At 72.5% G+C, this 21,808-nt stretch carries 12 protein-coding genes; 10 read left to right on the top strand and 2 right to left on the bottom strand.

All coding sequences use genetic code 11. The annotated features are described in order from the left end of the window. The 6 genes from GSF22_RS12980 to GSF22_RS12955 form a co-directional block, all read left to right on the top strand. Nucleotides 1–1,648 (top strand): condensation domain-containing protein (locus tag GSF22_RS12980; protein WP_244367298.1); only part of this gene is annotated, 1,648 nt, incomplete at its 5' end. Nucleotides 1,649–1,659: 11 nt separating this feature from the next. Then, nucleotides 1,660–7,143 (top strand): type I polyketide synthase, encoded by a 5,484-nt coding sequence (locus GSF22_RS12975; RefSeq protein WP_208813801.1) that lies wholly within the window; start codon nt 1,660–1,662, stop codon nt 7,141–7,143. Nucleotides 7,144–7,167: 24 nt separating this feature from the next. Next, nucleotides 7,168–8,121, top strand: coding sequence for a TauD/TfdA family dioxygenase (locus GSF22_RS12970; RefSeq protein ID WP_208813800.1), 954 nt, complete (start codon nt 7,168–7,170; stop codon nt 8,119–8,121). Further along, the gene (locus tag GSF22_RS12965; RefSeq protein WP_208813799.1) at nt 8,121–8,312 is read left to right on the top strand and encodes an MbtH family protein; all 192 of its coding nucleotides are present in this window, start codon (nt 8,121–8,123) and stop codon (nt 8,310–8,312) included. The genes GSF22_RS12970 and GSF22_RS12965 overlap by 1 nt, the downstream gene beginning before the upstream one ends. Further along, entirely contained in the window at nt 8,309–11,476 is a 3,168-nt protein-coding gene (locus tag GSF22_RS12960; protein WP_208813798.1) for a non-ribosomal peptide synthetase, read from the top strand. The genes GSF22_RS12965 and GSF22_RS12960 overlap by 4 nt, the downstream gene beginning before the upstream one ends. Further along, nucleotides 11,473–17,007, top strand: coding sequence for a non-ribosomal peptide synthetase/MFS transporter (locus tag GSF22_RS12955; protein ID WP_208813797.1), 5,535 nt, complete (start codon nt 11,473–11,475; stop codon nt 17,005–17,007). The genes GSF22_RS12960 and GSF22_RS12955 overlap by 4 nt, the downstream gene beginning before the upstream one ends. Nucleotides 17,008–17,123: 116 nt before the next feature. Here GSF22_RS12955 and GSF22_RS12950 read toward each other — a convergent pair whose 3' ends face one another. Together GSF22_RS12950 and GSF22_RS12945 are read right to left on the bottom strand one after the other, a co-directional pair. Next, the gene (locus tag GSF22_RS12950) at nt 17,124–17,504 is read right to left on the bottom strand and encodes a hypothetical protein (RefSeq protein WP_208813796.1); all 381 of its coding nucleotides are present in this window, start codon (nt 17,502–17,504) and stop codon (nt 17,124–17,126) included. A 277-nt stretch (nt 17,505–17,781) separates the two neighbouring features. Continuing rightward, nucleotides 17,782–18,435 carry a GGDEF domain-containing protein gene (locus tag GSF22_RS12945; RefSeq protein ID WP_208813795.1) on the bottom strand — a complete coding sequence of 218 codons (654 nt, stop codon included), beginning with the start codon at nt 18,433–18,435 and terminating at the stop codon, nt 17,782–17,784. Nucleotides 18,436–18,719: 284 nt separating this feature from the next. On the opposite strand from GSF22_RS12945, the gene GSF22_RS12940 reads away from it, so the two are divergent. The 4 genes from GSF22_RS12940 to GSF22_RS12925 form a co-directional block, all read left to right on the top strand. Beyond that, nucleotides 18,720–18,959: a DUF397 domain-containing protein gene (locus GSF22_RS12940; protein ID WP_208813794.1), complete on the top strand. Its 240-nt coding sequence runs from the start codon at nt 18,720–18,722 to the stop codon at nt 18,957–18,959. Between the two features lie 126 nt (nt 18,960–19,085). Next, nucleotides 19,086–19,967: a helix-turn-helix domain-containing protein gene (locus GSF22_RS12935; RefSeq protein ID WP_244367296.1), complete on the top strand. Its 882-nt coding sequence runs from the start codon at nt 19,086–19,088 to the stop codon at nt 19,965–19,967. A 92-nt stretch (nt 19,968–20,059) separates the two neighbouring features. After that, complete coding sequence (locus GSF22_RS12930; RefSeq protein ID WP_208813802.1) at nt 20,060–20,914, top strand: SAM-dependent methyltransferase; 855 nt, start codon at nt 20,060–20,062, stop codon at nt 20,912–20,914. A 57-nt stretch (nt 20,915–20,971) separates the two neighbouring features. Next, on the top strand, nt 20,972–21,808 hold an 837-nt coding region (locus GSF22_RS12925), incomplete at its 3' end, for a serine/threonine-protein kinase (protein ID WP_208813792.1).

Genomic DNA, 21,808 nt, shown 5'->3' with positions numbered 1-21,808 from the left:
CTACAACATCGCGTTGGCCAACCGGGTACGCGGCCCGCTGGACGTACCGGCCCTCGGGGCGGCGCTGCGGGCCGTCGCCGAACGGCACGACGTGCTGCGCTGGCGGGTACCGCAGACCGCCGGGGTGCCGTACGCGGTGTGCGAGGAACCCACCGACGTCGCCGTACCCGTGGTGGACCTCACCGGCAGCGCCGACCAGGCCACCGAACTGCGGACCATGCTCGCCGCCGGGGCCGGCCACTCCTTCGACCTGGCCACCGGCCCGGCCTGGCAGGTCACCGTGTACCGGCTCGCCGCCGACGACCACGTGGTGGCGGTCACCCTGCACCACGCGGTCTTCGACGGCTGGTCCCAGGCACCCCTCTACACCGACCTGGCGGCGGCCTACCGCACCGCGCTGGCCGGGGACCGGCCGGAGCTGCCCCCGCTGCGGGCCGGGTACGCCGACTACGCGGTCTGGCGGGCCGAGCGGGACCGCCGCCGGGGACCGGCCGACCTGGACTGGTGGACCGGGCACCTGGCCGGCGCGCCCACCGTGCTGGACCTGCCCCGGGACCGGCCCCGCCCGGCCGTGCAGACGTACGCGGGTGCGGAGGCGGCGGCGCGGTTCGACGCGGCCACCGACGCCGCCGTGCGGGACCTGGCCGCCCGGTCCGGTAGTACCCCGGCCGGGGTGCTGCTCGCCGGCTTCGGGCTGCTGCTCAGCCGGCTCACCGGGGTCGACGACCACATCGTCGGCGCGGTGGTGGCCGACCGCCGGCTGGCCGAGTTCGACGACGTGATCGGCTTCTTCATCGACACCGTGCCGGTCCGGCTGCGTACCGCCGGGCTGAGCTTCACCGACCTGGTCGGGCGGTGCGCGGGGGAGCTGCGGGAGTCCACCGAGCACCCCGGGGCGCCGCTGGAGCGGATCGTGGAGGCCCTCGGCGTGGGCCGGGACACCGCCCGGGCGCCGCTGATCCAGGTGCTGTTCAACGTCCTGAACTTCACCGAGCCGGACCTGGACCTGCCCGGCTGCACGGTCGAGCCGGTCGTGGTCGACAAACCGGGGTCGCCGTTCGACATCACCGTCTACGTGGTGCAGCGGGACGGCCGGCTGGCCGTCGAGGTGGTCTACAACCCGGACCTGTTCGACGCCGACCGGATCGACGCCCTGCTGGCCGACCTGGTGGCCCTGGTGGAGGCGCTGGTCGCCGCTCCGGAGCTGCCCGCCGACCAGGTGGCACCGCACCTGCCCCGGCCGGCGGTCCGTACCGCCCGGCTCGGCGCGATGACCGTCGCGGCCGGTGAGGCACCCCGGCCGGTGGTCCCCGCCGGTCCGGACGCGCTCACCGAGACCGAGACACTGATCGCCGCGATCTGGCGGGAGGTGCTCGGCCGGGACCGGGTCGGCGTCACCGACAACTTCTTCGACATCGGCGGCCACTCCATGGCCCTAGCCGCCGTGCACGCCCGGCTGACCGCCGAGACCGGCCGGTCGATGCCGATGCTCGACCTGTTCCGCTACCCGACGATCCGCGCTCTCGCCGCCCACCTGGACGGCGCGGCGGACCGCCCGGAACTGGCCCGCGCCGCGATGCGCGCCGCCGCCCGTCGCAACCGTCCCCGCCGTACCCCACCCCGTCGACCCACCGGCACTGCGGAATGAAGGAACTACAGATGGACAACCTCCCCACAGCCGACCACGTCACCTCCGACGGCATCGAACCGATCGCCATCGTCGGTCTGGCCGCGCGCCTACCCGGCGCCCCCGACGTGCACCAGTTCTGGCGCAACCTGGTCGACGGCGTCGAGTCGTCGACCACGTACACCCGGGAGGAACAGCTCGCCCGGGGCGCGAAGGTCAGTGAGGTCGACGACCCGAGCTGGGTGAACAGTTCCCCCATGGTCGACGGGTTCGACGAACTCGACGCCGCGCTGTTCGGCATGACCGCCCGCGAGGCGGAGATCATGGACCCGCAGCACCGGCTGTTCCTGGAGTCCTGCTACACCGCGTTGCAGGACGGCGGCTACGACCCGGCCCGCTACGACGGCGCGATCGCCGTGTACGCCGGTACCGGCGGCAACTACTACCTGACCAACCACATCATGCGGAACAAGCGGGCCAGCGGTTCCCCGCACGGCACGGTCTCCCTGGCCACCGGCAACTCGCCGAACTACGTGGCCACCAACGTGTCGTACAAGCTGGACCTGCGCGGGCCGAGCATGACCGTGCACACCGCCTGCTCCACCTCGCTGGTCGCGTTCCACCTCGCCTGCGAGGCGCTGCGCAACGGTGAGTGCGACATGGCGCTGGCCGGTGGGGTCAACATCGAGCTGCCGCACGGCGTCGGGTACATGGGCATGGAGGGCTTCACCTCCCCGGACGGCAAGTGCCGGCCGTTCGACGCCGGTGCCAACGGCACCGTGTGGGGCAGCGGGGTCGGGGTGACGCTGCTCAAGCGGCTCTCCGACGCGATCGCCGACGGCGACACCATCCGGGCCGTGGTGCGCGGCAACGCCATCAACAACGACGGCGCCGGCAAGGTCGGTTTCACCGCGCCGAGCGTCGACGGGCAGATGGGCGCGATCGCGCAGGCGGTCGACATGGCCGGGATCGACCCGCGCACCATCAGCTACGTCGAGGCGCACGGCACCGGTACCGCGATGGGCGACCCGATCGAGGTGGCCGCCCTGTCGGCGGTCTACACCCGGGACACCGACGACCGGGGCTGGTGCGGGATCGGCTCGGTCAAGTCCAACATCGGGCACCTCAGCCAGCCCTCCGGCATCGTCAGCGTGATCAAGACGGTGCTGGCGATGGAGCACGGGCTGATCCCGCCGACCATCAACTACGAGACCGCCAACCCGGCCATCGACTTCGCCGACACCCCGTTCTACGTGGCGAACACGCTGACCAAGTGGGACACCGACGGGGCGCCCCGCCGGGCCGGGGTCAGCTCGTTCGGCATCGGCGGCACCAACGCGCACGTGGTGCTGGAGGAGGCGCCGGCCGCGCACCGGGCCGGGCACCGCCGGATCCGCCCGGCGCACCTGCTGCCGCTGTCGGCGAAGACGCCGACCGCGCTGGCCGCCGCCGTCGACCGGCTCGCCGACCACCTGGCCGGCGCGCCGGAGGGCACCGCCGAGTACCTGGGCGACGTGGCGCACACCCTGCGGACCGGGCGGCCCGACTACCCGCACCGCACCGCCGTGGTGGTCACCGACGTGGCCGACGCGGTCACCGCGCTGCGGACCAAGCGCCGGCACCTGTCCGGGGTGCTCGGCCAGGCCGGTGCGCCCCGGGTGGCGTTCCTCTTCTCCGGTCAGGGCGCCCAGTACGCCGGCATGGGCGCGCAGCTCTACACCGAGGAACCGGCCTTCGCGGCCGTGGTCGACGAGTGCGCCGCGCTGCTCGCCCCCGAACTGGGCCTGGACATCCGGGACCTGATCCTCGGCCGGGACCCGGAGGCGGGCGAGAAGCTCAACCAGACCCGGTTCACCCAGCCTGCGCTCTTCGTCGTCGAGTACGCCCTGGCGCAGCTCTGGGCCGGCTACGGCACCCGTCCGGCCGCCATGATCGGCCACTCCATCGGCGAGTACGTGGCGGCGACGGTGGCCGGGGTGTTCACCCTGCCGGACGCGCTGCGCCTGGTCGCCGCCCGGGGCCGGCTGATGCAGTCGCTGCCGGCCGGGTCGATGGCCGCCGTCTCGCTGGACGAGTCGGTGGTGGGCCCGCAGCTGCCCGAGGGGCTCGCCATCGCCACGGTCAACGGGCCGGGCACCTGCGTGGTGGCCGGCGAGACCGACGTGGTCGCCGCGTTCGCCGAGGCCCGCAAGGGCAAGACGAAGCTGCTGCGCACCTCGCACGCGTTCCACTCGCCGATGATGGAACCGATCCTGCCGGAGTTCACCGCCCTGGTCGCGGCCACCACCCGCCGCGCCCCGGCGGTGCCGTTCCTGTCCAACGTGACCGGTACCTGGATCACCGCCGAGCAGGCCACCGACCCGGCGTACTGGGCGGCGCACCTGCGCCAGCCGGTCCGGTTCGGTGACTGCGTGGCCAACCTGCTCGCCGAGGGCACCTGGGCGCTGCTGGAGTGCGGTCCGGGCAAGCAGTTGGCGAACCTGGCCCGGATGCAGGTCGCCAAGGGTTCCGCCGAGCAGAAGGCGCTGGTCCCGCTGGCCAGCCTCCCCGGGCCGGGGGACAGCACCGGCGACCTGGCCACCCTGTGGACCGCCGCCGGCACCCTCTGGGCGCAGGGCGCGCCGGTGCGCCTGGACGTCGACCCGGACGCCCGTCGGGTGCCGCTGCCGGTGTACCCGTTCGAACGCAAGCGCTACTGGATCGACCCGGACCCGGTGCAGGCGGCCGTCGAGGCGCCCGCGCCGGCCGGGCCCCGGCCGCTGGCCGACTGGTTCGCGGTACCGACCTGGCGGCAGGCCGGGCCGGAGCTGCGGACCGAGCCGCTCGGCCGGGTGCTGGTGTTCGCCGACGGTCCGCGCGCCGACGCGCTGTTGGCCGGGCTGCGGGCGGCCGGCGCCGAGCCGGTCGAGGTCCGCGCGGGCGACACGTTCGCCGCGACCGACGCCGGCTGCACGCTGCGCCCCGGGGTACGCGAGGACTACGACGCGCTGGTCGGGGCGCTCGCCCCGGCCGGGGTACCGGCCCGGATCGTGCACGCGTTCACCCTGGACGGGCTGCCGGCCGGTACCGACATCACCGCCGGTTGGGCCGCCCAGGACCGGGGTTTCTTCAGCGTGCTGCACCTGACCCAGGCGTTGGCCGGGGCGGGGCTGACCGCCGGTGAGGGTACCGCCGCGCTGCGGCTGGACCTGGTCACCGCCGGGGTCGGCGACGTCCGTGGCGACGACCTGGTCCGCCCCGAGCACGCGACCCTGTTCGGCCTGGCCCGGGTGCTCCCGGTCGAGCTGCCCGGGGTCACCGTGCGGCTGGTCGACGCCGACCCGTCGGTCGACGCGGTGGACGCCGTACTGGCCGAGCTGACCCGGCCGGCGGACGCCCCGGCCGAGGTGGCGCTGCGCAGCGGCCGCCGCTGGGTGGGCGGCTACGAGCAGGTCACCCTCGACGGTACGGCGCAGCCGGACGCGCTGCGCGACGGTGGCCGGTACGTCATCACCGGTGGTCTCGGCGGTATCGGCATCACCCTGGCCGAGGACCTCGCCCAGCGGCACCGGGCGAAGCTGGTGCTGCTGGCCCGCTCGGGTCTGCCGGCGCGCGAGCAGTGGGACGACCACCTCGCGGTGCACGGCGCGGACCGGGCCGGTCGGGCCATCGCGGCGATCCGCCGGATGGAGGCCGCCGGGGCCGAGGTGCGGGTCCTCGCCGCCGACGTGACCGACCCGGCGGACCTGCGCCGGGTCCGGGCCGAGGCCGAGGCGGCGTTCGGCGGGATCGACGGCATCGTGCACGCCGCCGGTCTGCCCGGTGGTGGCATGGCGGAGATCAAGGAGCGGGCCGAGGCGGAGCGGGTGCTCGCCCCGAAGCTGGCCGGCACGTTGGCGCTGGCGCAGGTCTTCGGTGACCTGCCGCTGGACTTCGTGGTGCTCTGCTCGTCGATCACCGCCGTGGCCGGTGGGTTCGGTCAGGTCGACTACTGCGCGGCGAACAACTTCCTCGACGCGTACGCCCGGGGTGGGCACGGTTTCCGGGCGCCGGTGCTGTCGCAGAACTGGGGCGGCTGGGCCGAGGTCGGCATGGCCGTGGAGACCAACGCTCCGGCCGGGTTCCGGGCGGTGGGCCGGGACACCGTCACCACCCCGGTCGACCACCCGGTGCTGACCAGCCTGGTCACCGGGGCCGGGGAGACCGTGCTGCACGGGCTGGTCTCGGCCGGCAGCCACTGGCTGCTCGACGAGCACCGCATCGGCGGGGTACCGGTGGTGCCGGGTACCGGTCACCTGGAGTGTGCGCGGGCCGCCGTCGCGGCGACCGGCGACGACGCCGACGGTGCGGTGGAGTTGCGGGACGTGGCGTTCCTGGAGCCGTTCGCGGTGCCGGACGGCACGGTCGCCCAGTACCGGGTCGAGCTGACCGGCGACGGCGGGGAGACCGACTTCGTGGTCCAGAGCCTGGCCGCCGGGCAGCTCCGGACCCACGTGCGGGGCTCGGCGGGCCGGACCACCGAGGCCACGCCGGCGCCGCTGCGGATCGCCGAGGTGGTGGCCCGCTGCCGCCGGATCGACGACGACTCGTCGTTCGGTCGGGGCCGGACCAGCATGCTGACCTTCGGTCCCCGGTGGAACTCGCTGCGCGAACACCACCTGGGGCAGAACGAGGAACTCGCCCTGATCACCCTGCCCGAGGGGGCGGTCGGCGACGTGACCGCGTGGGGGCTGCACCCGGCGCTGCTGGACGTGGCGACCGCGTTCGGGCGGGGTCGCGGTGAGGGCACCTACCTGCCGCTGTCCTACGGCCGGATCGTGGTACGCGGCCCGCTGCCGACGACCTTCTACTCCTACCTGCGCTACCGGGACAGCTCCACCGACGAGGTCGTCTCCGCCGACCTGTCCCTGGTGGACACCGACGGGGTGGAGATCGTCGCGATCAGCGACTTCGTGCTGCGCCGGGTCGACCAGGACGCGGTGACCGGTGGGCTGACCGGCCCGGCCGGCACCGGTGACACCCCGGCCGCCGGGGCGCTCACCGAGGACATCCGGCCGGTCGACGGTGCCGAGGCGTTCCGCCGCAGCGTCGCCGCCGGGCTCGGCGCCCAGGTGGTGATCGCCACCCGGACGGTCGCGGACATCCTCGACCGGGCCCGACGGGTCACCACGGACAGCCTCGCCGGCGACTCCGCGACCACGGCGGGCGGCGCGACCGGCGCGGCCGACGCCTCCGGTACGCCGATGACCGAGTTGGAGGCGACCATCGCGCAGGTCTGGCGGGAGGGACTCGGCGTCGACGTGGTCGGCGTGGACGACGACTTCTTCGCCCTCGGCGGCAACTCGCTGGTCGCCGTGCAGCTGATCGCCGCGATGCGCAAGGCGACCGGGGTACGCCTGCCGATGCGCAGCCTCTTCGAGACGCCCACGGTGGCCGGGCTGGCCGCCCGGATCGAGGAACTGCGGGCGGCCACCCCGGCGGAGCAGCCACCCGCCCCGACCGAGAGCGGCAGCATCCCCCGACTGCCGCGTGCCTGAGACAGAAGGACAGGAGACACAGCCATGAGTGACACGGTCGCCACCCTGCCGTTGGTCGTGGAGAGCGACGGCACCGCGCTGACGGAGCTGATCGCGGGCCGGCGGGAGGAACTGCGGGCCAGCCTCGTCGAACACGGCGCGCTGCTGTTCCGGGGCTTCGACGTGGGCGGCGTCGACGGGTTCGACGCGGTGGTCCGGGCCCTGGCCGGCGAGCCGCTGACCTACCACGAGCGGTCGTCACCCCGACACTCGATCAAGGGCAACGTCTACACCTCGACGGACTACCCGCCGGACGAGGAGATCTTCCTGCACAACGAGAACTCCTACCAGGCGGCCTGGCCGCTGACGCTGTTCTTCTACTGCGTCACCCCGCCGGAGACCCAGGGCGCCACCCCGCTGGCCGACGTGCGCCGGGTGTACGACCTGATCGACCCGGCGGTCCGTGAGGAGTTCGTCCGTCGCCGGTGGATGGTGGTGCGCAACTTCCACGGCGACTTCGGTACCCGGTGGCAGCACGTGTTCAACACCGAGGACCGGGACGAGGTCGCCGCGTACTGCGCCCGCAACCGCATCGACATCGAGTGGACCGGCGCCGACGGGCTGCGTACCCGGTCGGTCCGCGACGCGGTGCACTACCGGCCCGGCTCGGACGTGCCCCGGTGGTTCAACCACGCCACCTTCTTCCACGTGACCACCCTGGCGAAGGACCTCCAGGAGGGCCTGCTCGACATGTTCGGGGAGGAGGGGCTGCCCACCAACACCTACTACGGCGACGGTGGCCGGATCCCCGACGACGTGATGGACCACCTGCGCGCGGCGTACCGCGAGGCGTCGGTGCGCTTCGACTACGCCAAGGACGACGTGGTGGTGGTCGACAACATGACCGCCGCGCACGGACGCGAACCCTTCACCGGCCCCCGCAAGATCGCGGTGGCCATGGCCGAGGCGTACACCCCGAACACCCCTGGAGCGAAGTGATGGCCGAGCCCCGATTCCTCGTGGTCCGCAACGACGAGGACCAGTACTCGATCTGGTCGGCCGAGCGTGAGCTGCCGGCCGGCTGGTACGACGCCGGGTTCGCCGGCACCCGCGAGGAGTGCCTGGCGCACGTCGACACCGTCTGGACCGACATGCGTCCCCGGTCGGTACGCGAGGCGGCCACGGCATGACCGGATCACCGCCGAAGGAGTGGACCTTCCCGGCGTCGTACGCCCAGGAACGGGTCTGGATCGCCAACCAACTCGACACCGGCTCCCCGGTCTACAACGTCTCCAGCCCGTGGCACTTCGCCCCCGGACTGACCCGGGAGCAGGCCACCGGGGTACTGACCCGGGTGGTCGCCCGGCACGAGGCGCTCCGTACCCACCTGCGGATGGACGACGGCGCCCTGGTGCAGGTGGTCCGGGAGGCCGGCCCGGTCGACCTGCCCGTCGACGACCTGCGGGGCCTGAGCACCCCGGAGCAGCAGCAGCGGCTCAACGACCTGGCCGGTGAGCTGGCCCGGACGCCGATCCCGCTGGACACCCCGCCACCGTGGCGGGCCCGCCTGGTCCAGCTCGGCGACGCCGACTGGTACCTGCTCTTCGTGGCCCACCACGCGGTCTTCGACAGCCACTCGGTGCTGCTGTTCGACCGGGAGGTGGCCGAGATCAGCCGGGCCGTGCTGGCCGGTACCGAACCGCAGCTGCCGGAGCTGTCCATCCAGTACGCCGACTACGCGGTCTGGCAGCGTGACCAGCTCGCCGGGGCGGAACTGGACCGGCAGCTCGACTTCTGGCGGGCCCGGTTGGCCGACGCGCCGCCGGTGACCGCCCTGCCGCTGGACCGGCCCCGGCCGGCGCAGCTCGGCTTCGCCGGGGACGAGGTGCACTTCACCCTGCCCGAAGGGCTGCTCGACCGGGTGAACGCCCTGGCCACCGCCTCGTCGGCGACCGGGTTCATGGTGCTGCTCAGCGCGTACGCCGCGCTGCTCGGCCGGATCTGCGGCACCGGCGACCTGGTGGTCGGGGTGTCCACCGCCGGCCGGGACCGGGCCGAGCTGGCCGACCTGATCGGCATGTTCGTCAACCCGGTCGCGCTGCGCTGCGACCTGTCCGGCGACCCGACCTTCGCGGAGCTGCTGGAGCGGGTCAAGCGGGACCTGGTCGACGCGATGGACCACGGGCAGACCCCCTTCCAGCGGATCGTCGAGGCGGTCGCCCCGCACCGGGACCCGTCGGTGCAGCCGGTCTTCCAGGCCGCGTTCAACTTCATCCCGGACAGCGGCATCGACCCGGTGCTGCTCGGCACCACCAAGGACGACCTGGCCTTCGACGTCACCGCGCAGACCAGCCGGCTGCTGTACCGCACCGCGCTGTTCGACCGCCGCACCGCCGAGGCCATCGTCGACCGGTACGTCCGGCTGCTCGCCGGGGCGGTCGCCGACCCGGGGCAGCGGCTGTCCGAGCTGCCGTTGCTGGCCGACGCCGAACGGGACCTGGTCCTGCGGACCTGGAACGACACCGCCCACCCGGTCGCCGGATCCACGGTCACCGCACGTATCGAGCAGCAGGTGGCGGCCACCCCGGACGCCACCGCGCTGGTCTGCGACGGCGTGCAGCTGAGCTACGCCCGGCTCAACGCCGCCGCGAACCGGCTGGCCCGGGTGCTGGTCGGGCGGGGCGCCGGCCCGGAGACCCGGGTCGCCCTGGTGGTACCCCGTTCGGTCGAGCTGGTCGTGGCGATCCTCGCCGTGCTCAAGTCGGGTGCCGCCTACGTACCGGTCGACACCGGCTACCCGGCGGCCCGGATCGGGTACCTGCTCGACGACGCCGAACCGGCGCTGGTGCTGGCCACCCGGGCCACCGCCGCCCTGGTACCGGCCGACGCGCTGCTGGTCGACGCCGAGGAGGCCGGTTCGCTTCTCCGCGTCGACGCCGACGCGTCGACCGGACCGGAGCACGACCTCACCGACGCCGACCGGCGGGCCCCGCTGGACCCGGCCCACCCGGCGTACGTCATCTACACCTCCGGTTCGACCGGGCGCCCCAAGGGCGTGGTGGTCGAGCACCGCTCGGTCGACGCGTACCTGGCCTGGGCCCGGGCCACCTATCCGGGGCTGGCCGGTACCGCGCTGCTGCACTCGCCGGTGGCGTTCGACCTGACCGTCACCGGGCTGCTCGGCCCGCTGACCGCCGGGGGCACCGTCCGGCTCGCCGGGATCGACGAGTCCACGGCGCGGGCCGGCGGTCGACCGGACTTCCTCAAGGTCACCCCCAGCCACCTGCCGCTGCTCGACGGGGACCTCTCCCCGACCACCGACCTGGTGATCGGTGGCGAGGCGTTGACCGCCGAGATGCTGGCCGAGTGGCGGGCCGCCCACCCGGACGTGGCGGTGATCAACGAGTACGGGCCGACCGAGGCGACGGTGGGCTGCGTGGCGGCCCGCATCGCGCCCGGCGCGGAGCTGCCGGCCGGACCGGTCACCATCGGCACCCCGGTGTGGAACGTCGAGGCGTACCTGCTGGACGCGGCGTTGCGGCCGGTGCCGCCGGGTGTGGTCGGCGAGCTGTACGTCGCCGGTGACCAGGTGGCCCGGGGCTACCTGCGGCGCCCGGCGCTGACCGCCGAACGCTTCCTGCCCTGCCCGTTCGGGGCACCGGGACGGCGGATGTACCGCACCGGTGACCTGGCCCGCTGGCGGGCCGACGGCACCCTGGACTACCTGGGCCGGGCCGACCAGCAGGTGAAGGTGCGCGGTATGCGCATCGAACTCGGCGAGATCGAGTCGACCCTGCTGGCACTGCCCGGGGTCCGCGAGGCGGTGGTCACCGTCCGCACCGACGACGGTGAGCCGGCCCTGGTGGCGTACGTGGTGGGGGAGGCGGACAGCGGCACGCTCACCGCCGAACTGGCCCGTACCCTGCCCGCGCACCTGGTGCCGTCGGCGATCGTCGGGTTGGACGCGCTGCCGTTGACACCCAACGGCAAGCTCGACCGGGCGGCACTGCCCGCCCCGACCGGCGGTGTGCCCGCCGGTGCCGGGTACGTGGCGCCGCGTACCGACGCCGAGGCGCTGGTCGCCGAGGTGTTCGCCGAGATCCTCAAGGTGGAGAAGGTCGGAGCCCTGGACGACTTCTTCGTCCTGGGCGGCAACTCGCTGCGCGGGATGCGGGCGATGTCCCGGATCCGGGCCGAGGTCGAGGTGGATCTGCCGATGCGGGCGCTGTTCAGTCACCCGGTGGTGGCCGACCTGGCCGCCCAGATCGAGGCGCTGATCGCCGCCGAGGTGGACGGGTTGTCCGAGGCAGAGGTCGCCGCGCTGCTCGCGGCGGAAGAGGGTAACGAGACATGACAGACCTGAAACCCGCCGCCGAGACCGCCGACGAGGCGGCCCGGCGGGCCCTGGTCGCGCAGCGGTTACGGCGGCGCAAGGCGGCTGCCGCGAAGACCGGCATTCCGCGTCGACCGGCGGGCAGCACGACCCCGCTGTCGTACGCCCAGGAGCGGGTCTGGTTCATGGACCAGATCGCCCCGGGCGAGGCGGCGTACCACATCGCGATCCCGCTGCGGGTCACCGGCCCGCTGGACGTCGACCGGCTCCGGGCGGCCCTGGCCGCGTTGACGCAGCGGCACGAGGCGCTGCGTACCCGGTTCCCGGCCGACGCCGACGGGCGGCCGACCGTGGTGGTGGCCGACACGGTCGACGTGCCGTTGCGCATCGAGACGGCGGCCGACGAGACCGCCGCCCAGGCGCTGGTCGACGCCGCCGCGATGGAACCGTTCGACCTGACCGACGGGCCGCTGATGCGGGCCCTGCTGGTCCGGCTCGCCGCCGACGACCACTTCCTGCTGATCAGCAAGCACCACATCGTCGGCGACGGCTGGTCGGTGGACGTGCTGCTGCGCGACCTGATCACCTGCTACCACGGTGGCGAGCCGCCCGAACTGCCCGTGCAGTACGGCGACTTCGCCGCCTGGGAGGCCGAGGCGCTGGCCGGGCCGGAGTCCCGCCGGCATGTCGACTACTGGAAGCAGCAGCTCGCCGGGATCACCCCGCTGGAACTGCCGCTGGACCTGCCCCGCCCGGCCACCCAGACCTACCACGGTGACTTCGTCGAGTTCACCGTCGGGCGGGAGGTCACCGACAGGCTGGCCGCGCTGACCCGCGACGCGGGCGGCACCATGTTCATGACCCTGCTCGCCGCGTACCACGTGCTGCTGGCCCGGCACTCCCGGCAGGACGACTTCGCCGTCGGCGCGTCGGTGGCCGGCCGGTCCGCACCGGAGCTGGAGAACGTGGTCGGCATGTTCATCAACATGCTGCCGCTGCGCGCGGACCTCTCCGGCGATCCGACCTTCGCCGAGCTGCTGGCCCGGACGAAGCGGACCGTGCTGGACGGCTTCGAGCACGCCGACGTGCCGTTCGCGAAGGTCGTCCAGGAGATGGGGCTGCCGCGTGACGTCAGCCGCTCGCCGGTGTTCCAGGCCATGTTCGTGCTGCAGAACTACGAGATGGGCCGGTTCACCTCGGCGGCGGCCGGGTCGGACGTGTCGTTCCGGTGGACCCCGATGGAGCTGCGGGCCACCCGGTTCGACTTCGAACTGCACGTGGTGGAGGTCCCGGAGGGGCTCTGGGGGAAGCTGGTCTTCAACACCGACCTGTTCACCCGGGAGACCGTCGAGCGGATCGCCACCCGCTGGGACGCCCTGCTCACCTCGATCGTCGCCGCGCCGCAGACCCCGGTCTCCCGGCTCGGCATGCTCGGCGACCAGGAACGGGCGCTGCTCACCGGGGCGTGGAACGACACCACCGCCGACTTCCCGGCGGCGGCCACCCTGCACGGCCTGGTCGAGGAGCAGGTGGCCCGGACCCCGGACGCCCCGGCGATCACCTTCGAGGGACGCTCGGTGTCGTACGCCGAGCTGAACGCGATGGCGAACCGGATCGCGCACCGGCTGCGGGCGGCCGGCGTCGGTCCGGAGACCCTGGTCGGGGTCTGCGCGGAACGGTCGGTGGAACTCGTCGCCGGTCTGCTCGGCGTGGTCAAGGCCGGTGGCGCGTACCTGCCCCTGGACCCGGAGTACCCGGCCGACCGGTTGGCGTTCATGGTCACCGACGCGGCGGCACCGGTGGTGCTGGTGCAGGAGCACCTGCGTGACGTGCTGCCGGCCACCGACGCCACCGTGCTGGCGTTGGACGACCCGACGCTCTGGGCGGACCAGCCGGACACCGACCCGGTGGCCACCGCCGGCCCCGGCAACCTGGCGTACGTCATCTACACCTCCGGCTCCACCGGCCGGCCCAAGGGGGTACCGAACACCCACCGGGGCATCGTCAACCGGCTGGACTGGATGCAGAAGACGTACCGGCTCGGCGCCGACGACGCGGTGCTCCAGAAGACCCCGGCCAGTTTCGACGTGTCGGTGTGGGAGTTCTTCTGGCCGTTGCAGACCGGCGCGCGGCTGGTCCTGGCCAAGCCGGGCGGTCACAAGGACGCCGGCTACCTGCGGGACCTGTTGGTCGCCGAGCGGGTCACCACCGCCCACTTCGTCCCGTCGATGCTGACCGTCTTCCTCGGCGAGGAGGGCATCGAGGCGTGCACCGCGCTGCGCCGGGTGATCTGCAGCGGCGAGGAACTGACGCTGGCCTCGGCGCAGGACTTCACCGCCCGGTTCCCGCACTGCGGGCTGCACAACCTGTACGGCCCGACCGAGGCGGCGATCGACGTCTCGTCCTGGCACTGCGCCCCCGCGGCGCTGGCCGGGGCGACCAGCGTGCCGATCGGCGCCCCGATCGCCAACATCCGGCTGCACGTGCTCGACGACGCCGGTCAGCCGGCCGGGGTCGGGGTCGCCGGGGAGCTGCACATCGGCGGCGTCGGGCTGGCCCGTGGCTACCACCGTCGCCCGGCGCTGACCGCCGAGCGGTTCGTACCCGACCCGTTCGGCACCGAGCCGGGCGCCCGGCTCTACCGCACCGGCGACCTGGCCCGCTGGCGGGCCACCCCGGACGGCGGTGGCGTCATCGAGTTCCTCGGCCGGATCGACCACCAGGTCAAGCTGCGTGGCCTGCGGATCGAGCTGGGCGAGATCGAGAGCGCGCTACGTGACTGCGCCGGGATCACCGAGGCGGTCGTGATCGTCCGCGAGGACACCCCGGGCGACAAGCGGCTGACGGCGTACCTGGTCGGGGAGGCCGAGCCGGCGGCGTTGAAGACGACGCTGAAGGACCGGCTGCCGGAGTACATGGTGCCGACCGCGTTCGTCACCCTGGACGTCCTGCCGCTGACGCCGAACGGCAAGCTGGACCGCAAGGCCCTGCCCGCGCCGGTGGTGTCCCGGGAAGCCTCCGTCGAACTGGTCGAGCCGCGTACCGACACCGAGCGGATGCTCGCCGGCATGTGGTCGGAGGTGCTCGGCGTACCGACGCTCGGCATCGACGACGACTTCTTCGACCTGGGCGGACATTCGATGCTCGCCACCCAGGTCGTGGCGAAGATCCGGCGGGTCAACGAGTCCGGCCGGGCGGTCGGCGTGATGGACCTGTTCCAGAAGCGGACCATCCGCGAGCTGGCCGCGTTCATCGACGGCTCAGGGGAACAGGAGGACGGGCCGCGTCGGCTGCTCTACGAGCTGACCAAGCCGATCCCCGAGGCGAAGCGCACCCTGACCTACGTCTGCGTGCCGTACGGCGGTGGCAGCGCCATCGTCTACCAGCCGCTCGCCGACGCGCTGCCGGCCGGTCACGCGCTCTACTCGCTGGCCATCCCCGGTCACGACGTCGGTCTGGACGAGGCGGGCCTGCCGTTCGACGAGCTGACCACCCGGGTGGCCGACGAGATCGTGGAGCGGATCACCGGGCCGGTCGCCCTGTACGGGCACTGCGGGGTGGGTAGCGCGATCACCGCCGAGGTGGCCCGCAAGCTGGAGGCCGCCGGCCGGGAGCTGACCGCGGTCTACATCGGGGCGATGTTCCCGTTCGCCCGCCCGAAGGGGCTCTTCGCGGCGGCGCGGACCCGGATGGAGAAGCTGCGCAGCAACCGGCACTACGCGAGCTGGCTCAAGTCGATGGGTGTCGACACCAGCGAGCTGGACCCGGAGCAGGCCGACCGGATCATCTCCAACATGCGCGCGGACTCCCGCGCCTCGGAGGAGTACTTCACCGGGCTGCTGGACCGGCGGGCGGAGAAGCTGCGCGCGCCGATCATCTCGGTGGTCGGCTCGGAGGATCCGGTCACCGACTACTTCACCGAGCGGTACGCCGAGTGGCAGTTCCTCAGCGACACGGTCGGCCTGGTCGTGCTCGACCAGGCGGGGCACTTCTTCCTGAAGTACCGGGCCGACGAGCTGGCCGAGATCGTCACCCGGGTGCATCCGGCGATCGCGGCGGGGGACACCTCGGCGCTGGAGCCGGCGGCCCGGGGTGAGGACGCCGCCTGGACGGTCCGGGACTGGCAGCGGATCGGGCTCCAGACGTCGGCCCGCGCCGACGTGGTGAAGCCGAGCATGGGCCGGTTCGTGGCGATCACCGCCGGGCAACTGGTCTCCACGACCGGTTCGGCGCTGACCGCGTTCGCCCTGCCGATCTGGCTGTTCACCCAGACCGGTTCGGTGGCCAACCTCGGGATGCTCTGGGCGCTGGCGCTGATCTGCGGTGTACTCATGCTGCCGGTGGCCGGTGCGGTCACCGACCGGATCAGCCGCCGGAAGATCATGATGATCGCCAGTTCCAGCGCCGGTAGCGTCCAGTTGGTGCTGGCCGCCCTGCTCTGGACGGACAACCTGCACCTCTGGCACATCTATCTGCTGGTGGCGTTGAGTCAGGTGGCGGCGTCGTTCCAGCGGATCGCCTTCCAGTCGTCCGTACCGCAGCTGGTGCCGAAGCGCTACCTCGGGCACGCGATGGGCATCACGCAGCTCACCAACGGCTTCGCCATGCTGCTGATGCCGGTCTTCGCCGCCGGTCTGCTCGCCGCCATCGAGCTCAAGGGCATCCTGCTCATCGACGTGGCGAGCTACCTGGTGGCGGTGGCCACGCTGGCCGTGGTCCGCTTCCCGGACCTGCTCGGCTGGCGGCCCCGGGAACGGCTGCTGGTGGCCATCGCCAACGGCCTGCGCTACTCGTGGAACCACAAGGGTTTCCGGTTGATGCTCGGCTACTTCGCGCTGGGCAACATCTTCCTGGCCCCGGTGCTGGTGCTGACCACCCCGCTGGTGCTGTCGTTCGCCACGGCGACCCAGGTGGCCCAGGTGGCGCTGGCCGAGGCGCTCGGCGCGGTGGCCGGTGGCATCCTGATGTCGCTGTGGGGTGGTCCGCCGCAGCGGCGGATGATCGGGGTGCTGCTGGGCAACCTCGGCACCGCCCTCGGCTGCATGGTGGTCGGGTTGGACCCGTCGGTGGTGTGGATCTCGGTCGGTGCGTTCTGGCTGGCCATGGCGATGACCACGGCGCAGAGCATCTACGCCACCATCGTGCAGGTGAAGGTGCCGCAGCGGTACCACGGCCGGGTCTTCGCGCTGAACCAGACCATCACCTGGTCCACCCTGCCGATCGGCTTCGCCATCCTCGCCCCGGGCGCCACCGCGCTGTTCGAGCCGATGCTCGCCCCGGGCGGCGCGTTGGCCGGTTCGGTGGGTGCGGTGATCGGTACCGGGCCGGGCCGGGGGATCGGTTTCGCGTACCTGGTGTTCGGGTTCGCGTTGGTCCTGGTGACCCTCGGCGGGTTCGCCATCCGGACCCTGCGCCGGTTCGACGTGGAGGTACCCGACTCGTTGCCCGACGACCTGATCGGTGCACAGGAACGCGAGCGCCGTCGGGCCGAGGCCGCTGCGGTCCCGGTACCCGAGGCCGAGGCGGTGAAGGCGCCCGTACCGGTCGGCTGACGCCGTCCGGCCCGGTCCGACGTGGCCGGATGCTGTTGAGCGTGATACCTGTCCGGTATGAAAATGCCGGACAGGTATCACGCTCGACTCTTTCGGCGACCGGGCCCGCGTCCTACCTAGGCGACGTCGTTGTACCAGCCGCTACAGTTGAAGATTTCGCCGGTGCTCAGATATCCCTCGCACGCCTTGTAGCGGATGGCGACACCTTCGCCGATTTCCAGATTGAACTCGGCGGGCGGAGCATCGTAGCCGAGTCCATTCCAGTACTGCGAATACGAGCCGTCGCGGTTGATATCGAGCAGGGCGACCGTGGACCGGCCGTTGGCCGCGTAGTCGTGGACGGTGAGGATCTCCCCGTAGGAGGCGAACTCCACGTGGGACGTGCAGCCCGGGTTGCAGACCCCGCCGCTGGCCTGCGCAGCCGGTGCGTTGACGAGAATTCCGGTGAGTACGACCGCCGCGAGGGCGGCCGGGGTCAGAGCTTTCCTGATCGACATGCGGATTCTTCCTTTCCCCGTCGCGATCCGCGCCGTCCGGTGTGGCGCTGATCGCTCATTCCGCTTTCTGGACCTGTCAGCTGACGCCCTCAGTCTGACATGGATCCAACGCGTCAATAAAGAATTTCATCGACGATGGTCGGTGTAAAATCATGGACCGACGGCGAATTGATCGGACCCCGATCCCGGACGGCATGGAAAGGCGATGGGAGCAATGCTGAACCGGACGACATGAAGTATTCGCGAATCGGGGGGTCGGTCGGGCGGCCGGCGACGCTCAGGCGTCGACGGGGTGGGCGTGCTCGACGAGCTGCCGGGGCGGCCGGGTCCGGGCGGTGAGGCTCTTCTTGCGGTACATCGCCGCGTCCGCCCGGCAGAGCGCCTCGGCGAGCGGTACCGGGCTGGTGATCGGGGCGAGCCCGACCGAGGCGCCGACCCGCAGGGTGAGGCTGTTCAGGATGATCGGCGCGCCCACGGTCTCGGTGAGTTGCCGGGCCACCCGCTCGGTCCAGCGGCGGTCCGGGCCGGGGCTGTGCAGCAGCCCGGCGAACTCGTCCCCGCCGAGCCGGGCGATCAGGTTGTCGCCGGCGAAGACGGCGAACCGCTGGGCCACGGTGACCAGGACGTGGTCACCGGCGGCGTGCCCGAACCGGTCGTTGATCTGCTTGAAGTCGTTGAGGTCGAGCACCACGGCAGTGAGCGGCCGGCGCTCGGGGTCGGCCAGCAGGGCCGAGCCGATCCGGAAGAACGCGCGCCGGTTGGGCAGCCCGGTGAGCGGGTCGTGGCTGGCCGCGTGCCGCTCCGCCACCAGTTCCCGGCGCAGGTTGACCAATTCTGCCTCGGCGCGCAGCGCCCGGCGGCGCATGTGCCATCCCGTGGTGGCGGCGGTGACGGCGGCGGCTCCGGCGATGAGCGTCAGAGGCTCCGGCATCGCACCTCCCCCGTCACTCCGTGTAGCCCTCCGCAGCCCGGCCGCAGGCCCCGGGCGCCCCGGGGCCGGCAGCCGTCCGGCCGCTGTTTTCCCAGCTGAGAACCGATCGACGGTCACTCATCGTGCGTAGGTGAATACCATTGCACGTGCGTTATCATGCTCGCTGTCCGGTGCAGATGCAATAGCAGATGCACGTGCAGATGCACCACACTGGATCGCGCGCGGTCGCCATGCCGACTCCCGGGCCTCCTCGAACCGCCACAGGCTTTGGAGAACACACACCGATGAAGCAGCCACCCAACGGCGTCTCCACCACCGAGTTGCCGCCACTGGACTGGCAGAAGAGCCGCCGCAGCAACCCCAGCGGCAACTGCGTCGAGCTGGCTGAGCTGCCCGGCGGGGCGGGCATCGCCCTCCGTAACTCACGTCACCCGGAGGGCCCCGCGCTCATCTACACCGTCGACGAGATCGCCGCCTTCGTGCTCGGCGCGCGGGACGGCGACTTCGATCACCTGATCGCCTGACCGCTCCGACCGGCCGAACGGCGGGGACCGGTCGTCCGCTTCGTCTCACTGTCAGCTCATGGCATGCTTACACGTCAGTCAGGGAGCCTCCCCTACCTGACTGGGCTGTATGGAGGTCGGCGCGTGATGACCGTTCAACCGGAGACCGGACCGGCCACCGGCCCGACAGTGCTGCGGATGCTGCTCGGCTCCCAGTTGCGACGGCTCCGGGAGTCCCAGGGCGTGTCCCGGGAGGCCGCCGGCTGGGAGATCCGCTCCTCGGAATCGAAGATCAGCCGGATGGAACTGGGCCGGGTCGGCTTCAAGGAACGTGACGTCGCGGACCTGCTCACGCTCTACGGCGTCACCGACCCGGACGAGCGGGAGGCACTGCTCGGGCTGGCCCGCCAGGCCAACAGCCCCGGCTGGTGGCACCGGTACGGCGACGTACTGCCCAACTGGTTCCAGTCGTACCTCGGCCTGGAGGCGGCGGCGTCGCTGATCCGCACCTACGAGGTGCAGTTCGTGCCGGGCCTGTTGCAGAGCCGGGAGTACGCCCGGGCGGTGGTGCTCCTCGGACACGGCCGGGCCCCGGTCGACGAGATCGACCGCCGGGTCAACCTGCGGATGGAACGGCAGGAACTGCTCACCCGGCCCGGCGCACCCCAGCTGTGGGCGGTGGTCGACGAGGCCGTACTGCGCCGCCCCATCGGTGGGCCGAAGGTCATGCGTGGTCAGCTCGAAGCGCTGATCGAGGCCACCCGGTTGCCCAACATCCGGCTCCAGGTGATCCCCTTCTCGGCAGGTGGGCACGCCGCCGCCGGGACCGCCTTCACCATCCTGCGCTTCCCCGACGCCGACCTGCCCGACATCGTCTACATCGAACAGCTCACCAGCGCGCTCTACCTCGACAAACGTGACGACGTCGACCACTACGCGGTAGCCATGGAGCGGGTCTGCGTGGAGGCCGACCCGCCGGAGCGTACGCCGGACATCCTGCGCAGGATCCTCGCCGACCTGGACGGCTGACCAGGGGAGTCCCCGGTGCGGGCCGCACACTACGATGGGGCACCGAACGGCGACAGTGGACACTCGGCGCGCCGTGGGTGACCCGGGAGGCAATGGTGCACAGCGAAGAGTCCGGCGCGCAGGTCGGTACCAGTCCGGCGGACCGGATCGACACCTCCGTCCCGCATCCGGCCCGGCGGTACAACTACTGGCTCGGCGGGAAGGACAACTTCCAGGCCGACCGGGAGTCCGGGGACGCCATCGCCGCCGCGTTCCCCACCATCCGGCTCGCCGCCCTGGAGAACCGTGGCTTCCTGCGCCGGGCCGTCGCCTACCTGACCAGGGAGGCCGGTATCCGGCAGTTCCTGGACATCGGCACCGGCATCCCGACCGCCGACAACACCCACGAGGTGGCCCAGTCGATCGCCCCGGAGAGTCGGGTGGTCTACGTCGACAACGACCCGATCGTGCTGGCCCACGCCCGCGCCCTGCTCACCAGCGCCCCCGAGGGCGCCACCGCGTACATCGACGCCGACCTGCGGGACGTGGACACCATCCTGGGCCACCCCGACCTGCGCCGCACCATCGACCTCGACCAGCCGGTCGCGTTGATGCTGGTGGCCATCCTGCACTTCATCCACGACCGGGACGACCCGTACACGATCGTCGACCGGCTGCTGGACGCCCTGCCCGTCGGCAGCTACCTGGTCGCCTCGCACGCCACCGACGACTACCTGCCGCCGCAGGTAGCGGCTGCGGCCCGGGAGAGCGCCAACGCCGAGGGCCAGCACGGGACGATCATCCTGCGCAGCCGGGACGAGTTCGTCCGGTTCCTCGACCGACCCGGGCTCAGCATGATCGAGCCGGGGATCACGTCGGTCGCGCACTGGCGGGCGGAACACGAACCGCAGCCCCGGCCCACCGCCGCCGAGGCCGGCATCTACGCCGCCGTCGTCCGCAAGGACTGAGCGCGGCCGACGTACCCCACTACCACCGTTCCCGACCGAGCAGGCAGACTCGCCACCATGTCGCCGTTCACCCCGCAGTTGCGGCTGCACGACCGGTACGTCCTGCGCGAGCGCATCGGCTCGGGCGGGATGTCGGAGGTGTGGTACGCCGATGACGACGTACTGCACCGTCCCGTGGCGGTGAAGGTGCTCGCCTCGCCCCTGGCGAGCGACCCGGCACTGCGCGCGGTCATCCAGCGGGAGGCCCGGGCCGCCGCCCGGCTCACCCACCCGCACGTCACCCAGGTCTACGACTACGGCGAGGCCACCCTGCCCGGCGGGGTACCGGTGCCGTACCTGGTCATGGAACTGGTGCAGGGCCGCACCCTGGCCGACCGGCTGACCGCCGGTCCGTTGCCGTGGCGGGACGCGGTGGCCCTCGGCGCCCAGGTGGCCGGGGCGCTGGCCGCCGCGCACGCCATCGGGGTGGTGCACCGCGACATCAAACCGGCCAACGTGATGCTCACCGCCACCGGGGCGAAGGTGCTCGACTTCGGGATCGCCGCCCTCGCGGTGCCCGGCGGCCACCAGGGCGACACCGGCCCGCTGATGGGTACCCCCGCCTACACCGCCCCGGAGCGGCTCGGCGCCGGCCCACCCAACCCCGCCAGCGACGTGTACGCCCTCGGGGTGCTGCTCTATGCCAGCCTCACCGGGCGCCTCCCGCTGCCCGGGGAGACCTGGGCCGACGCGATCGCCGCGCAGCGCGCCGGTACCCCGGTCCCGCCGTTGGACGTGCCCGGCCTGCCCGCCCGGACGGCCGCCCTGGTGACCGCCTGCCTGGCCACCGAACCGGCCCGCCGCCCGACCGCCGACGACCTGGCCCGCCAGCTCACCGGGGCGCCCCGGCAGGAC

Source organism: Micromonospora echinofusca (genome assembly GCF_017614955.1).
Classification (GTDB): Bacteria; Actinomycetota; Actinomycetes; order Mycobacteriales; family Micromonosporaceae; genus Micromonospora; species Micromonospora echinofusca_A.
The sequence above is the reverse complement of the archived record's forward strand: the minus strand, read 5'-3'. Positions and strand labels throughout refer to the sequence as shown.

What these genes read in the sequence shown, in the direction of transcription:
- GSF22_RS12950 (WP_208813796.1), bottom strand. Translation starts at nt 17,504, where the DNA reads ATGTCGATCAGGAAAGCTCTGACCCCGGCCGCCCTCGCGGCGGTCGTA.
- GSF22_RS12970 (WP_208813800.1), top strand. Translation starts at nt 7,168, where the DNA reads ATGAGTGACACGGTCGCCACCCTGCCGTTGGTCGTGGAGAGCGACGGC.
- GSF22_RS12965 (WP_208813799.1), top strand. Translation starts at nt 8,121, where the DNA reads ATGGCCGAGCCCCGATTCCTCGTGGTCCGCAACGACGAGGACCAGTAC.
- GSF22_RS12960 (WP_208813798.1), top strand. Translation starts at nt 8,309, where the DNA reads ATGACCGGATCACCGCCGAAGGAGTGGACCTTCCCGGCGTCGTACGCC.
- GSF22_RS12975 (WP_208813801.1), top strand. Translation starts at nt 1,660, where the DNA reads ATGGACAACCTCCCCACAGCCGACCACGTCACCTCCGACGGCATCGAA.
- GSF22_RS12945 (WP_208813795.1), bottom strand. Translation starts at nt 18,435, where the DNA reads ATGCCGGAGCCTCTGACGCTCATCGCCGGAGCCGCCGCCGTCACCGCC.
- GSF22_RS12930 (WP_208813802.1), top strand. Translation starts at nt 20,060, where the DNA reads ATGGTGCACAGCGAAGAGTCCGGCGCGCAGGTCGGTACCAGTCCGGCG.
- GSF22_RS12935 (WP_244367296.1), top strand. Translation starts at nt 19,086, where the DNA reads ATGACCGTTCAACCGGAGACCGGACCGGCCACCGGCCCGACAGTGCTG.
- GSF22_RS12940 (WP_208813794.1), top strand. Translation starts at nt 18,720, where the DNA reads ATGAAGCAGCCACCCAACGGCGTCTCCACCACCGAGTTGCCGCCACTG.
- GSF22_RS12955 (WP_208813797.1), top strand. Translation starts at nt 11,473, where the DNA reads ATGACAGACCTGAAACCCGCCGCCGAGACCGCCGACGAGGCGGCCCGG.